Source organism: Vibrio gazogenes (genome assembly GCF_002196515.1).
Taxonomy (GTDB): domain Bacteria; phylum Pseudomonadota; class Gammaproteobacteria; order Enterobacterales; family Vibrionaceae; genus Vibrio; species Vibrio gazogenes_A.
On record NZ_CP018835.1, the window covers coordinates 1,304,446 to 1,320,430 of the forward strand.

Annotated in this window: 10 protein-coding genes; 1 reads left to right on the plus strand and 9 read right to left on the minus strand. The window is 42.5% G+C overall.

All coding sequences use genetic code 11. From position 1 onward, the window contains the following. Positions 1–790: 790 nt before the first annotated feature. From BSQ33_RS06005 to BSQ33_RS06015, 3 genes are all read right to left on the minus strand, one after another. A complete protein-coding gene (locus BSQ33_RS06005) occupies positions 791–2,218 on the minus strand; it encodes a PTS transporter subunit EIIC (RefSeq protein ID WP_088133641.1) in 1,428 nt (475 codons plus the stop codon). 261 nt (positions 2,219–2,479) lie between these two features. Further along, positions 2,480–3,436 carry a methyl-accepting chemotaxis protein gene (locus BSQ33_RS06010; protein WP_157721358.1) on the minus strand — a complete coding sequence of 319 codons (957 nt, stop codon included), beginning with the start codon at positions 3,434–3,436 and terminating at the stop codon, positions 2,480–2,482. A gap of 53 nt (positions 3,437–3,489) precedes the next feature. After that, positions 3,490–4,380, minus strand: a complete 891-nt coding sequence (locus tag BSQ33_RS06015; RefSeq protein WP_088133643.1) for a cache domain-containing protein — start codon at positions 4,378–4,380, stop codon at positions 3,490–3,492. 772 nt (positions 4,381–5,152) lie between these two features. Between BSQ33_RS06015 and BSQ33_RS06020 the strand changes: the two genes are divergently transcribed. After that, positions 5,153–6,868, plus strand: coding sequence for a sulfatase (locus BSQ33_RS06020; RefSeq protein WP_088133644.1), 1,716 nt, complete (start codon positions 5,153–5,155; stop codon positions 6,866–6,868). 222 nt (positions 6,869–7,090) lie between these two features. Here the strand turns inward: BSQ33_RS06020 and BSQ33_RS06025 are convergent, their stop codons facing one another. From BSQ33_RS06025 to BSQ33_RS06050, 6 genes are all read right to left on the minus strand, one after another. Beyond that, a complete protein-coding gene (locus tag BSQ33_RS06025; RefSeq protein WP_088133645.1) occupies positions 7,091–7,624 on the minus strand; it encodes a hypothetical protein in 534 nt (177 codons plus the stop codon). A 69-nt stretch (positions 7,625–7,693) separates the two neighbouring features. Beyond that, the gene (locus BSQ33_RS06030) at positions 7,694–8,872 is read right to left on the minus strand and encodes an anaerobic sulfatase maturase (RefSeq protein WP_088133646.1); all 1,179 of its coding nucleotides are present in this window, start codon (positions 8,870–8,872) and stop codon (positions 7,694–7,696) included. 80 nt (positions 8,873–8,952) lie between these two features. Next, a complete protein-coding gene (locus BSQ33_RS06035) occupies positions 8,953–10,680 on the minus strand; it encodes a sulfatase (RefSeq protein ID WP_088133647.1) in 1,728 nt (575 codons plus the stop codon). Positions 10,681–10,948: 268 nt separating this feature from the next. Next, the gene (locus tag BSQ33_RS06040; protein ID WP_088133648.1) at positions 10,949–12,100 is read right to left on the minus strand and encodes a hypothetical protein; all 1,152 of its coding nucleotides are present in this window, start codon (positions 12,098–12,100) and stop codon (positions 10,949–10,951) included. Positions 12,101–12,385: 285 nt separating this feature from the next. After that, positions 12,386–13,891 (minus strand): sulfatase-like hydrolase/transferase, encoded by a 1,506-nt coding sequence (locus tag BSQ33_RS06045; RefSeq protein WP_088133649.1) that lies wholly within the window; start codon positions 13,889–13,891, stop codon positions 12,386–12,388. A gap of 770 nt (positions 13,892–14,661) precedes the next feature. Then, positions 14,662–15,975, minus strand: coding sequence for an anaerobic sulfatase maturase (locus BSQ33_RS06050; RefSeq protein ID WP_088133650.1), 1,314 nt, complete (start codon positions 15,973–15,975; stop codon positions 14,662–14,664). Between the last annotated feature and the right edge of the window lie 10 nt (positions 15,976–15,985).

The following is a 15,985-nucleotide window of genomic DNA, read 5'->3' on the forward strand; positions in this document are numbered from 1 at the left end:
TCTATCGCTTAAGTCAAGACAATCACTGTACCTTTATGATATTGATTAGAAAATAGTGTTCCTTTTAATGTAATCCATGGAAGAACACCTCGAATGGATCATATTCTTTATCGTTTTTTACCATCTCGTTCATCGTTAATATTCGTTTTATACCCAAATGACCTCAAGATGCAGTTTCAGCGAGAATCACTGGGCTCAGAGGCAAGGCAGAGATTTGAGTCATAGCCATTCTATGGCGAGAATCTCTAACACAGTCTCTGAGTTCAGTGAACTCGCCCTCCGGGAGTGCTTCATCTTGAGGTTACTTGGGTATATATGAGATTTTATCAGTGTATACTTAGGGGCTGTTGATCTGTCGTGGTTGAATTTTGTTCAATCTGAACGGGTATTGATCGCGGCTCGGGGCATGCCGCTTAGCTATCCTAAGCAAAGACAGCGATTGACATGGACAAGTCAAACTCAAACGCGGGCTCGGCCACTCATTCAAGTTCGCAACCATCATCAAATGAGTATTACCCATATCATTAAAGCCAATTCAGACTTCGCTGGAAATGCTCAGCCAAGCTGAATACTCAATCGGTCTGAAAATAGCCAGTTCCGGATGGGAAAGAGCAAATTTACCACCGTAACAAGCTGAGTCATATACAATCTATTTGGCTCACGAGACAATCCAGCTCTTTTCTGCCCGAATAAGAAGCTGTCTCGTGAGCCATTCCCTTGATCTTCAAGTACTCCGCCCCTCAAATTAAATCAGGAACAAAGAATTATCTGCTCTGATTCTTCTCACCCGCTATTTTGCCGCTGATACCGGTACCGGATTGGCAGGTTTCTCACCACGCGGTTCACCGAAAAAGAAAGTCAGCCCGGCTGAAAGAACAATCCCGACAACCGAACCCGCAATTGCAGCCCAAACGGATGCATCCACACCTGTTGGCGGAATATATTGCGGAAATGTCAGGATACTGGGCAATGAAAATGAGAACACTTTGGTCTGATACAAGCCAATAATCCCACCCCCGATCGCACCACCGACGCATCCAAAGATGAATGGCCGTTTACGCGGTAAAGTCACCCCATAAATCGCAGGTTCTGTAATACCGAACAAACCGGTGGTAAACGCAGAACTGGCCAGTGCCCGGGTTTTCGTATCCCGTGATCTGAGGAAGACACCCAATGCTGCACCGGCTTGTGCCAATACCGCGGCCAGACAAAGTGGCCCGATGGTATCAGCCCCCAGCACACTGAGGTTGTTGACCATGATCGGTACGAAGCCCCAATGCAGACCAAAAATTACGAATACCTGCCAGAAAGCACCAATCACGACTCCGGCAATCATTGGGCTGGCGCTGTAAATCACCTCAAATCCGCTGGCCAGTAAATGGCTGACCCAAGTTGCCGCCGGACCGATCAGCAAGAAAGTCAAAGGCGTGGTAATCATGATACATAGCATGGGGGTAATCAGATTTGTGACAGCACTGGGGATGCGATGTTTCAAGAGTTTTTCGAGTTTACAACTCACAAACGCGGCAAAAATAATCGGCATCACTGAAGACGCATAATTCATGAATGTTACCGGAATACCGAGGAATTCGATGCCTGCGGCATCGGGTAATTGTTGCGCGTGAAAAGCAGCGAGCATTGACGGATGGACTAACGCGCCACCAATCGCCATCGTCACAAATGGATTACCACCGAATTTCACCCCGGAGGTGTATCCAAGGGCTATCGGGAAAAAGAAGAATAGTGCATCACTGGCTGCATTGAAGATCTGATAAGTACCACTACTCGTTGTCAGAACCTGTGTTGCAACGCCTAATGCCAGCAAACCTTTGAGGATCCCCGATGCCGCCATGATGCCCAGTAACGGCGTAAAGATACCGGAGACAATATCAATAAACGAACTCAGTATACTCTGTTTTTCTTTCTCGGCGGCGTCAGACGTTGCTGCCCCATCGACTGCCTGAACCCCGCCATGCTTCAGGAAAGACTGGATGGCACTGAACACATCACCAACATGGTTGCCGATCACAACCTGAAACTGGCCGCCACTTTCTACCACGGCGATCACCGCTGAGTTCTCTTGCAGCAACTCGCGATTCGCTGCCGACATATCAACCAGTTTAAATCTCAATCGAGTCGCACAATGGACCAGACTATCAATATTTGCAGCGCCGCCGACCGACTCAACGATCTCGGCAGCAAGTTTTTCATAAGCCATAAATAAGCCTCACATTATTTATCAATTCACATACCGAGGAGCAAAAAAAAACCTGAAAGAGTACGTTCACATGTCAATGAACCAACTCTTTCAGGTTTTGCCCGCTTTCACGGTAACAATCCAATATGAATACGTTTTACCTTCTCTTATTCAATCAAACAATGAAGAACAATAGCGATTGTGATACGGATCAGTTAAAGATTTAATTTCTTAGCCATTGAGCGATGTGTTTATCGCGCAGAAGCCTGCTTGCTTGCCCCGTTATACTTTATATTGTGCAATCTCATGGAACAGTTGCTTTGATAGCTTCTCTAGCTTATCCGCTTGAGCTATCCCCTGAGTTGATTCCTGTTTCAATTGGCTTGAAACAGTCTTAATCGATTCTAGCTTTTGACTGACATCCCCAGTCACATGAGACTGCTCATGTGCCGCTGAAGTAATCTGTATTGTCATCTGACTCATTTCTCCAACCGACGTATTAATCTGGTCAAGACACTGGCTTGTCGAAACAACATCATCAACACACCGTCCGGTCAAATCGTAGCTGTTTTGCATCATACTCGCGACTCGATTGGTTGAACGATGAAGCTTCTCAATTTTATCTTTAATTTCCTCGGTAGATACATGTGTCCGTTGGGATAGCACTCTGACTTCATCTGCAACCACAGCAAAACCACGGCCCTGTTCACCGGCTCTGGCCGCTTCAATGGCTGCGTTCAATGCCAATAAATTCGTCTGTTCAGCAATATCGCGAATCGTGACAAGAATCGATTCAATTTGCTGACTATCTTGTTCAAGCAAGCGAATATCATGAATTGATTTTTCCAGTTCCGTAGATAACTGTTGAATCGATGTTTCACTCTTAGACATTAATCCGACACCGTCGTTACACATTTCTACACATTGGTGGCACGACCCCGATGTCAACTCGGCATTTCTGTAAACCTCTAAGGCTGAACTGGATAATTCAGAAACGGCTGTCGCAATTAAAGTAATATTTTCTTCCTGACCGGCAATCTCATTTCCCTGATGCTCCGAAGCATCCGAAATGTGATGTGATTCTTCAGTCAACTCTCGTGTAACTTGATTAATATGCTTGACCAGTGAATGAATCCGATCAATGAACGCGTTGAAGTTGGCAGCAAATTCACCGACTTCATCCTGATTATCGATGGGAATTCGCTTGGATAAATCGGCATCTCCGGAAGCAATATCCATGAGCGCCTCATTCACTCGGTCAAACTTTTTGAAAATGCCGAACACAAGTAAACTTAACCCGAGAATACCAAATAGAATAATCCCCCCGCAATAAATAACTGCTTCATGAAATATTCATTCACAGGCTGATAGATCAATGAATCCTCAACAGTAAAAACCAGCACCCAGTCCATATCAGGAACAATAAAAGGAATCAGAGTAAAAACCCGACCTTTTTTAGTCACCGATTTCCGAAAACTATGCTGCTCTGCTTTTACAAATAATTTTTCACCTGTTGACGTTGAATTAAAACTAGATAGGTTCCTCATCACCAGTTTATATTTAGGATGGAAAATAATAAAACCATCCCGGTTGACGACCATCGCATCACTTCCGGTTGGAACTTTGATTTGAAAAGCTTCTTTCATAAAACGTTCTAAAGAAAATACCCCGGCTACCACACCTGAAAACTGGCCATTGATATAGAGCGGAGTGGAGAGCGACATCGAAAAAGTATTCGAATGTCCATCTGAATAAGGTAAAGAAATCAAGTCGGATCTGGTATTCAGTGCTCGTTTGACCCACTTCGTATCACCGGAAATCGACGCTCCCCCTTGGCTATATTTCACATCTCCGTTAGCATCAATTAAATACAGACTATCGAATCCCAGTTGTTTAAAGTGATGCTTAAATATTGCATCAACTTGTTGATCGGGTTGGCTGATTGAATCACGGACGATCGCCAAATTATTCTGATGATATTTAAACCAATTGGATATAAGCTTTGAATGCGTTTCCAACAGACTTTCACTTTGATCCAACACAGCTTGATTACGATTTCGTTCAAAAGTCCCATAGCTTAGATAAGTTAAGATCAATGTCGTGGTAATAATAAAAAAAGTCGATGTGAAGATTATTTTTGATTTCAAATTGAATTTAACTATATGAAAGAAATTCGCATTCATTGCTCTTATTCCAATGTCATTAAGCTGTTTACATAGGTGTCAGTTGGCTCAAAAACCAACACACAATCGATAATCAAATACAATCAAGCTATTAAAAACAAATAAAAAAACCCAAACAAATACATTCCAAAAAAGGAACTTTGTTTGGGTTTTGCCTGATTGAACAGTAACAATCCGATGTGTGGTTACTTAACCCTAATGATAATAGGCAAAGCAACTAAATTGTGTCTGAGTTTTATCACAAATGATCACAAGGTCAATAACCATCCCATAAAAAGTGATCCTAAACACCAGCAGGAAGCACAAAACCAAGATTCACATCACACTTTATTTAAATTTTATGTAAAAAAATGAGAATTGACATCAATAAATCAGTATACGCAGCGGGATGAGCCTACACGGGAAAAATAATAATGGTGATACCGAGTTCATCGATTCAATATGTCATCTCCAAATATCGAGAATGATTACAATACAAAAAACGTCGAGATAATTGAGATATAGGACTTACATCACAATTAATATGATTAACAATTGATATTTTTAATACAGACGCGTAATTTTCGTGAGTCAAGGATTGTAACTACATTCTGTAGGTAGGCAAAACCTGAACCTGAATTTCTTCATCTACGAGGAGATTCAGGTTCAGGTTTTTTTTTTGCCTTAATCCATCAGAATTCTATTTCTATTATGTTGTACAAACGATTGTCGCTCTATTTTCTTCAATGCAATACACCTTGCACTACAAGAATCATGTAAAGAAGGTATCACTATGAAAAATATGAAAAATATTGCTCCGACACTAATTGCTTTGGCCTGTTCTCAGGCCATCGGTAATTATGCAACTGCTGCTACACAACCCTCGGATTCATCATCAGCAAAACGCCCCAATATTGTCTACATCATCGTCGATGACCAGCGCTACGATGCGATGGGTTTTATCAATGATGAGGCGGTTACGCCCAATATGGATAAACTGGCTAAGAATGGCGTATATTTTAAAAATGCCTTTGTGACTACATCTTTAAGTGGCCCGAGCCGGGCAAGTGTTCTGACCGGGATGTACGCTCACAATCACGGTATGGTGGACAACAATAAAAATCCGGATGTTTACAAACTTCACTATTTCCCTGAAGAACTCAAGAAAGTCGGTTACCAAACCGGTTTCTTCGGTAAGTGGCACTTTGGTGGCGTAGAAAAAGAAGGCAAACCGGGATTTGCCGGTTTTGATCGCTGGATCAGCTTTATTGGCAGTAATTCTCAAGGGAACTACTATCCGGTTGATATGCTCGGTAGACCTTCGATGCTCAATGTTGACGGCAAAGAAGTTAAACAGAAAGGTTACATTACGGATGAGTTAACCGATTACGCAATCGACTGGCTTGATCATCGTGATAAGAGTAAGCCTTTCATGCTTTATCTTGGTCACAAAGGGGTTCATGCCGACTTCCTGCCCGCACCGCGTCACTATGGAAAATTAGCCGGAAAAACATTCAAAAAACCAGATACTTATGCCAATACTGAAGAAAACTATAAAGGCAAACCGCGCTGGGTCAAAGACCAACGCAATAGCTGGCATGGCGTAGATTATCCGTATAATAGCAATCTGGATATGGATCAGTTTAAACGAAATTATTACGAAACCCTGATGTCCGTTGATGATAGTGTCGGCCGAGTTCAGCAGTATCTGAAAGACCATAATCTGGATAAAAACACTGTGATCATGGTAATGGGAGATAATGGATTCATGTTCGGAGAGCATGGCCTGATCGACAAACGCAATGCCTATGAAGAATCGATCCGTGTACCTCTGATTGCCGCAGGTCCCGGTTTTGATAAAGGCCGTGTTGTTGAAGATGTCGTTGCCAATATTGATATCGCACCAACCATTCTCGATGCCGCTCACATAAAAGTTCCGAGTAATTATGATGGTTCCAGTTTCTTACCACTCGCCTCAGGAAAAAAACCAGCAACCCCTCGGAGCAAATCGTTTGTCTATGAATATTTCTGGGAATATAAATTCCCTTATACACCAACAACATTTGCGATCCGCAATGAGCAGTATAAATATATCCAATATTACGGTTTATGGGACACCGAAGAACTCTATGATCTTCAGGCCGATCCGCATGAGAAACATAACCTGATCGATTCTCTGGACCCTAAACTCATTAACACTAAAGTAGCCTTACGCCACGAGTTGTTCCAGAAGCTAAAAAATCACCAAGGCAAAAATGTTATTCCATACAATACCAGAAAATCGCAAGGGCAAGTGTTCCGTTACAAAGCCACTGGTCAGAAAGCTGCAGACTTCCCGGATCAATGGATGCGTGATTATGATCCGAGTGACAAATACTTTGGTCTGCGACCTGATATGGTAGACAAAGCCAAGAAACTCGCACCACTTTCCGGTTCTTTAAAGCGTACGAAAGAATACATCAAGACGCACTATATGATGGACCAGAAACAAGAAGCAACTGAGAAGTAACTGAGTAACTCACCCCCAATCGCCCCTCTCCGGAATATCCGGGGAGGGGCTACTATTTATGCCATCCGATTGTCTTGTGTCGCTCTCGTTCAAAGGGCTGACCGACTCAAACCAAGACAGTCACCCAGCCGCTCCTTAGCCCAAAAACACTAAAAAGGACTGCCGCAGCAATCCTCCTCTCTAATGATTGAAACCACAGATATCGGTAACCTTATACCTTATTTACTTCGCTAACCGAGGATACATAACCGCGATCAAGGTTCCCGTCTGACCATTACTCAATGTCACCGAATCAATACTCACATTCGGTATATTCAGGTAATCCATTGGGTAATGACCATGTTCAACCTTTTCCTGTACCAGCACGATCGCCGTCTCATATCGAATCGCTGTATATGATGGCAGCTTTTCCCGGTAAAACTGGAGCACCTGTTCAACCGAACTCTCAGTCAGAAACGTCGCAAAAGGCAGTGTTTGATCTAAATCGTCAAAATTGATGCCATGATACTTATGGACAACCATCAGCGAACCGGGATAAATAGGCAGCGCAACTGCGCTCATCGGTGCCTCTTTTATTTCAGGATTAATCCCCATCATCTGACGTAGCATTGCTCTGGATGTTTCCAACACCGGAGAGACAGCAGTTTGCTTCTGTGATGTCGGTTCAGGCGCTGTTTCGTCTTGCGCTGCAGCAATGCCGGACAGACTCAAAACCCCGAGTAAGGTGAGACTTGCGGTATATATTCGTTTTTTCATTGATTCTCCTTTACTACCATTTTGTCAGTGGTCAATCATCCAATTGATTCTCTTGCACCACCATCAACGTTATGACTCAAGTACCTTGCGGATAATCGCCCGCATGTGTGGAATACAATGGCTAAAATGTACTTTGTAACCATCACACAGATAATTTTTATTCGGAATACCATTCGAGGAGAGTGAAAAGCGATGTTTCGGACACCCACCATGGCAAACTTCTTTCACCGGACACTGAAGACAATCAACGGAGATATCCTTCGATTTACTTTGAGAAAACAGGATCTGCTGTTCACTGTTGACCATTTTCAGCAGGTTATTCTGGTGGATATTGCCCAGTTTGTTGTCCGGAAAAACGAAGTGATCACATGAATACACATCACCGTTCGCTTCTAGTGCCAGATTTGCGCCACATTCTTCAGAAAAAACACAAATCCCTTTTCCGCCAATGAGCTGAGTCATGGTCTGTTCAAAGTTCATTACAAAATACTGGCCAATGTCCTTTTCCGCCCATTCGTCAAAAATCGTATTGAGAAAACGCCCATAAGCTTCCGAAGGCACCGTCCACGGGGCAACCTGACACGGCTCTGAAAAGTCAGGCTTAATCAGAAACAGGCCATTCGAATCTGGCTGGCTGGCAATCCGTTCGACCAGTGGAATAAACTGCATGTAATGACTGCCAACGGCTTTCAAAGCACGGTAGACTGCCAACGGCTCATGGACATTATGCTCACTGACAACCGTCAGCGTATTAAATTCGACTTGATATTTTTTCAATAGCTCAATGGCTTCAATCACTTTGTCATAAGTATCTTTGCCTGATTTAGACCGTCGGTAGCGATTATGATGCTCGGCGTTACCATCAATAGAAAGGCCGATCAAAAATTGATGCCGGTGAAAAAATTTCGCCCAGCTCTGTGTCAGATTCAGGCCATTCGTCTGGAAAAAGTTATTAATCTGTTTTCCCTGCCCATAGCGCTGTTGATACGCAACCGCTTTTTCAAAAAACGCCAATCCTGCCAGCGTCGGTTCCCCACCCTGCCAGATAAAGTCGATGACAGGTGCAGACTGGGATTGAATATTGGTTTTTACATAGTTTTGCAGCGTCTCTTCATCCATCTGCCAGTTCTGCTTGCGGCTCGGATAGAGTTTCTCCTTCTCCAGATAGAAACAGTATTCGCAATCAATGTTACACACGGAGCCGGTCGGCTTCGACAAGAGCTGAAAATTCTCAATCTGGTTTTGCATCACATTGTCCTCTCGTATTCGATGAAACAGGGCCGTCGCACTAACGACAGCCCTGATTCGTTTTTTATTAGTATTTATCGTTATTGAAATGTGTAGCTCTGGTTTTCACTTTCTTTCCACCCATATCTTACGGATTTAAATTCAATTTGATGCACCCCTTGCGGGACTTTGAGTGCCTTGGTGTACAACAGCCAGTCTCCGTCATCAAATCGATAACCGATAGATGCGTTCTGAGTCCGGTTCACTATCGAAAATGTCTTAAACAATGAGTTGTAATGACCAAACGGTGCTTCTGTCACTCGCTGTTTACCGTCTTTATCCAAAATCTGTTTAACCATTTCAGACTCAGGCATCAGTGACATATCCACGGCACTGCCATCCCACGCAACCAAAGCCTGACGCATGGTTTCAAGTACCGCTTTATATTTAGGGTCTTGTGCCAGATTGTTCAGCTCATATGGGTCATTGACCTTGTCATACAGCTCTTCCTGAGGGCGAGGCTCAAACCAGATTTTTTGCTGTTTGTTCAGATGATCGGCTTCATTCTCCGCCTTCATCGATTGCATGATTCCCAGATTGTTACGGAAATTATTGTCATATCCACCGGGGATTTCCGTATGCTCGTTATACACATAACTATAGCGTGCGTTCCGAACACTTCGCCCATATTGAGGTACGCTATCGAAACGATCCCGTCCGGCATAGATATATTCACGTACAGTTGCGTTATCTTTCGATAAATCAACCCCGGTCATATAGTCCGGAACTTGGCTGCCGGAGAACCCAAGAAGGGTCGGGGCTAAATCTTCAAAAGAGACCAGACGACTTTCTGTTTGACCATTTTGTTTCCACCATGAGGGGCGATATTGCTTCGGTACATGCACCATAAATGGTACTTTCAGCCCCGAATCATAGAGATCGCGTTTATGTCGGGGAATACCGTCACCGTGATCCGTCGTCACGATCAAAATGGTGTTGTCCCAGAGTCCGTCTTTCTTCAACCCCTGAACGATCTTGCCGACCATCTGATCCATCACCTGAACATTGTCGTAATGTCGGGCAATATCACGTCTGACTCTCGGCGTGTCGGGATAATAGGGTTCAAGTTTGATATCCTTCGGATCCGTTAGCTGAATATTGTAATGGGCCCGCAATTTATCCCACCGATTAACCAACCGCTCCCATTTCTTATCCAACAGATCTTCCTTGCGGAAAATCCCTGACTCATGCGTAATCTGTGGATTGAGATGTAAGAAGAATGGCTTGCCATGAAGATCGTAATTCCGCCACGCTGTCGGAACCATAAAATCATCCATATTTTTAGATGAACCATGTTGATCCCACAACGTAAATGGCCCGATATTCATTGGCCCACCCGAAAACTGATAGTCGGTTTTGGTATCATTGTAAGTGAAATACCCGTTGGCACGGAGCAGTTCGGGGTAACCTTTGACTTGTGATTCAGGCACGCCAATATATCCACCACCGGGATAATTGGTCGTGCGCATATGCTGTAAGCCTAAGGTTTGTGGAAATCTGCCGGTAATCACACCAGCTCGACTCGGTGCGGAAACGGGAGCCATCGCATAAACCTGTTGAAAACGGACGCTCTCTTTTGCCAATGCATCAATATTCGGGGTTTTTGCGACAGAGTCCCCATAGGCCCCCCACCTCGGGCTCAGATCTTCAGCCATAATCAGAACGATATTCGGTTTTTCAGACTGTTTCTGTGGTGTAAAATCAGCCGCATTGACCGTACTGCTGATAGTGGCAGCTAACAATGTTAAAGCTAGGACATTTGTCTTCATTTCCTATTCTCCTGAAAGTCGGCAATTTGCATCACCCAGAAACGAAAAAACCCAAGCAGAGATATTTCTACCTCTGCTTGGGTCTTGCCTGCCGAAACAGTAACAATCCGTGCGAATGCAGTCAGCCTACTTTTCTATTGTGTCAATAGCAATTACAAGTCGTTCTATCTGTGATTGCTATCGCCTTCATTGGCTCATAAACCATGATGAATAAAGCCACCGGAATGAACAATTTCCGGCGGCAATCATCTCAGTACGCCACTAGAACTTAAAAATTAAACAGAGACTCGATATACACCTGATCATCACCTTTATCACTCATGGCTTCAGAAATTGCGATAGTGGTTCTACGATTGATATAATACTTCAGTTGGAATTCAAAAGCTTTATCAAGCTCATCCAGATTCACAATGATCGCCGGAGAAAATCCTTTGCCGTTTTTAGGGAGCAGCCTGTAGGTTACATTTGCAGAGGCACCTAGACCTTTGGTGGCATATCCTTGGTTACGGATGATATCGCCATTTTCATTATCATCCATTTTCGAATAAGAAAAGTTCCAAGACATACGTTGTGCCATTGCAAACTGCTTATACCCATAGAATGTATAAGTCAGCAAATTCTTATCGGTCCGCTCATAGTTAGTATCAGAATTGGAGTGATAAGAATCTTTCGTCTTCGCACCGCGGTTCCCCCAGATTCCTTTACTACCGACAAAAAGACCCGGCTGACCATTATGAACCGCCAGATAAGCACCGAAGGAATCAGCTTCACGCGAATAAATATCTGCCGTCTGATAACCGAAATCTATCCCCATGATGTCAGAATCCATATCATAGGAAGCATAAACATACAGGTTATTGTCATAGTGGCTGTCGTAAATAATTTTCCCTGCATTTTTTCTCCCTCTTTCTGACTGGTTGTTATACAAACCCGTAATAGCGACATCATTGGAGAACGATGACATCGTTGCGGTGTATTTACCATAACCCAGAAAGCCCCAGACCGAATCTTCAAAACCAACCCGGAATTGGTCAATCTTCTGATCATCATCAAAATTATCGAAACGATTGGTGACTTTATTATCATTATCAATCCAGATTTCCTGAGCCTCCATCCGCACATCACCGACAAACCCGATCCGATCCGTAAGGGCGGTGTAGCCCCTCATGCGCATCATCACTCTAAAATAAGCTTTCTCATAATCAGTGTGATCCGTTGATGTGTTATAGCCGCCTTTTAAGAAGCCATTAAAAAACCACCGTGAATTATTATCCAGATTTGTTAATGATTCGATTGTTGAACCCGCTTCCTTATAGTTTTCGACCAGATCAGAGTCCCACTTTGTCGTGTCACTCTTTGCATAAACATTATGGCTTAACCCACATGCTATCGCTATTGCTAAAATTGTAATATTTTTCATATCTTTCAAACCCCTATTAATAAAAAAACCCGCCAGACCGTTATAAATAACGGTCTGGCGGGTTTTGCCTGAAATTCAGTAGCAATCCAACGCCAATAATAAATAATTATTATAAAATAAAAACTAATTGATTCTCTTAATGTGACCAAACTCAATAAATATTTCTATCAATATGAAGAATAAATAAATCACACTCCCCAAAAAAACTTTCAAAAAATTCATTCCAATAATAGTTATAGAAAAATAATGAGATGCACAGTCTCATTATTTTTATAATAATTAAAGTTAACTATTGGGATTAAATAATGGTGCTTTAGGTTTTGGCATATTCTCTTTAAATATCTTCGCCGCAGACAAAACCTCAGCCAGAATTTTCGGTGACCGTTGTGCAAGGTTTATCGTTTCATTCGGATCTTCTTTGAGATTGTACAATGTCGGCTCATTCAGCCACACAACCCCTTTTCTACCTTTGCGCTCTCCGAAGACAACTTTATAGTCTCCCATCCGAAATGCCGTAAACTGCCCCAGAACATAATAAGGCATGGTCGTTCTGGCACTCTTATCCCCTTTCAACCATGTTTTACTGATATCAAACCCATCGAGATCTTTGACCGGATGATGGGTGCCTGTAAGAGACATAATCGTCGGCAGGATATCCAGCGTACTGCCGATGCCATCAACGACTTCATTTTTCAGATGACCTTTCCAGTTAACGATAAACGGCACTCTCATTCCGCCTTCATACTGGGTACCTTTCGCATCTCTCAAGTTTCCTTTTTGACCGGCCAGCCCCCATTTGTTCCACATCCACCAAGGGCCGTTATCTGAAGTGAACATCACAATGGTATTATCCGCAATCCCTTGTTTTTCCAGTTGATCCATAATTTGCCCGACCGACCAGTCAATTTCCAGCAAGATGTCACCATAGCGGTTATGACCTTTCCCAACAAACTCAGGAGAACCAAACAATGGTGTATGTGTCTGGGGATAAGACATGAACATAAAAAACGGATTTTTTTGCTGCTTATGTTCGGCAATGTAGTCTTTGGCACGACTGGTAATATTTTTGGTAAAGGTTGCCTGTTTCATACCACCGGGAACCTTATAATCAATGTATTTACCGTTGATGGTATCTTTGGCCTCATAAGACATATACAAGGGCACATCCCAATATTCTTGCTTCGGCAGAATATAAGCAGGCATTCCCTTAACCCAAGCAGCATGTGCTGCTTTGGGATCATTTTTCATCAACGCATTCATTTCTAACTGATTTGGTGTGATCGTTGAATAACGGTCATTACTGGCAGGAATACCATACCACCAATCGAATCCGTGACGAGTCGGGAATGAATCGGCATTGGAACCCAGATGCCATTTACCGTACATCACAGTGTCATAGCCATTGGTCTTCAGTGAGTCTGCGATTGTCACTTCTTTTTTCGGGAAACCATCCGGGTCACCTTCAATGAATACACCAGGCGCGGTTGTTCCATACAGGCCTGTTTTGGGCCCTAATCGTCCAGTTAACAAACCACCACGGCTGGGAGAAGAAATAGGTGAACTCACATAAAAATTGGTCCAGCGCTGACCTGTTTTGGCAAGTTTATCTAAATTTGGGGTTGGTGTTTTACTACCTTGTAAGCCAATATCTGCCCACCCCATATCGTCAGTAAATAAAATAATAACGTTGGGTTTTTCTGCCGAATGTTGACTTGCCACAGCCAAAGAAGTCATCCCAGCCATACTCGCGACGGCAACACTGACACCAATTGCAATATTTTTTATCTTCATGTTTTGTGCACCTTATTTCCTTCATGTTATATCAATTTGACACCAATTCTTATTAAGAACCATTGATATATACTCACATATTTAAACAATGAAATGGATGAAATAGAGTACAAACAGAACACTGTCAAAAAAATAAAATGCATACCCAAAATACTTTTTATAAAATAGTCCATCTAGCATCAATGATTTTATCTTATGATACTTATATATAATGTATTTAAACGATGATGTACTCTTTTACATCGCTTTATAAAAATTAAGCAGTGACTCAATACTATCTCATAGCTCCCTAATGATATAAATACTCAACAGTTGTACTCGAATAGCCACGAGATTATTAAAGATGATGCATGCTGTTTTTATTTATATTCTCCTCATTTTTAACATCATATTATAACGAGCGATATGTTTGTTTTATTCAAAAAAAAACCTAAATCCAATCAAATCCGGATAATAACTATCAACTAGATCTGATTGGATTTAGGTCTTGCCTGCAAAATCGCAGTAACAATCCACATTGCCAATGCATATATTTTTAAAATAACAACTATTTTAATCTAAGCAAATACAATCTACCAGACTGTGATATATATCGATAAACAGAAAATAAAGCTACAATTAATGTGATCATCGCCATGTTTTAACCACAATTTCTTGAGTGGTCTATTGAATAGATAAAGTTGTTCGCCTTATTTTCATTGGTAAGCAACATCCGTGTCCTAACCATGTTTACATTTTCGGCAACGACACAAACGGACAACAGCGAACGGTTACCGATTCATGCAGCACTTCTTATATTTTTTGCCACTGCCACATGGACATAAACTATTTCTTGATACTGTCTTTGTGCTTTTGGGTAAGTGACTCTGATTAAAGTCGATATTTTTCAATATCATAATGTCATTGACGGGTTGACCGTTAAAAATCAAACCTCGAATTTGTCCCATCGTTTCAGCAATATGACGGAAGTAATGTTTGTACCCCGCACAAAAGTAATTATGCTGAGGAAAACCGGATGGGGAGACATTAAACCGGTGTTTTGGACACCCCCCATTACAAGCAAACAGAAATTCACAATGCTGACAGTCTGGGGTGAGTGACTTTTTCTTACTTTGACCAAACTCAATCGCCTGTTCACTATTATTCATTTCAAAAATAGAGACATCATGAATGTTGCCTAGTTTATGTTCCGGGTACACAAAGTGGTCACAATTATATAAGTCACCATTAGACTCTAGTGCAAACGCATGACCGCAGGTTTCGGCAAAGATACAAATTCCGGCAGGTTCTCCACACCAGGATGAAATAGCGTTATCAAAGGTTTGCACAAAGATCTTACCGACATCTTTCTTGACCCACTCATCAAAAATAGACGTCAAAAATTGACCGTATTGAAGGGGAGTCACCGACCAAGAGGTCACGCGTGCTTCTGTGACATCAGGAGAAACGAAACTGAGCCCGTCTGCCGTTTTCTCTTCAATTTCACGTTCTACCAACGGGATAAACTGCATATAGGTAGAACCGATTTGTTTCAAGAATTGATACACGTCTAACGCATAGTCAGCATTTGCATCACTCACAACCGTTAAAGTCGTAAAATCCACGCGATGTTTCTGTAATAACGCAACGGCTGCGATAACCTTATCAAAACTGCCTCTTTGCGCTCGATTCAGGCGATATTTATCGTGCAGATGTTGAGGACCATCAATGGATAAACCAATCAGAAAATCATGTTTGATGAAGAATTCACACCATTCATCATTGAGTAGGACACCATTGGTTTGGAAAGCATGCGTGATATGTTTCCCCTCGCCATATTTATCACAAAACGCAATGACCTTTCTGAAAAAGTCGATCCCCATTAATGTCGGTTCACCACCTTGCCAGACAAACTGAACGTCAGCCCCGCTTTGCGCTTGAATATATTGACGAACATAAAGCTCGAGCGTCTCCTCGGTCATTTGCCATTGACTCTGATCCGGATATAACTTTTCCTTCTCCAGATAAAAACAATAGCTACAATCCAAATTACATTTTGAGCTACTCGGCTTACTCATCACATGACATTGATTGACGGTTTGCATGGCTGCCTCA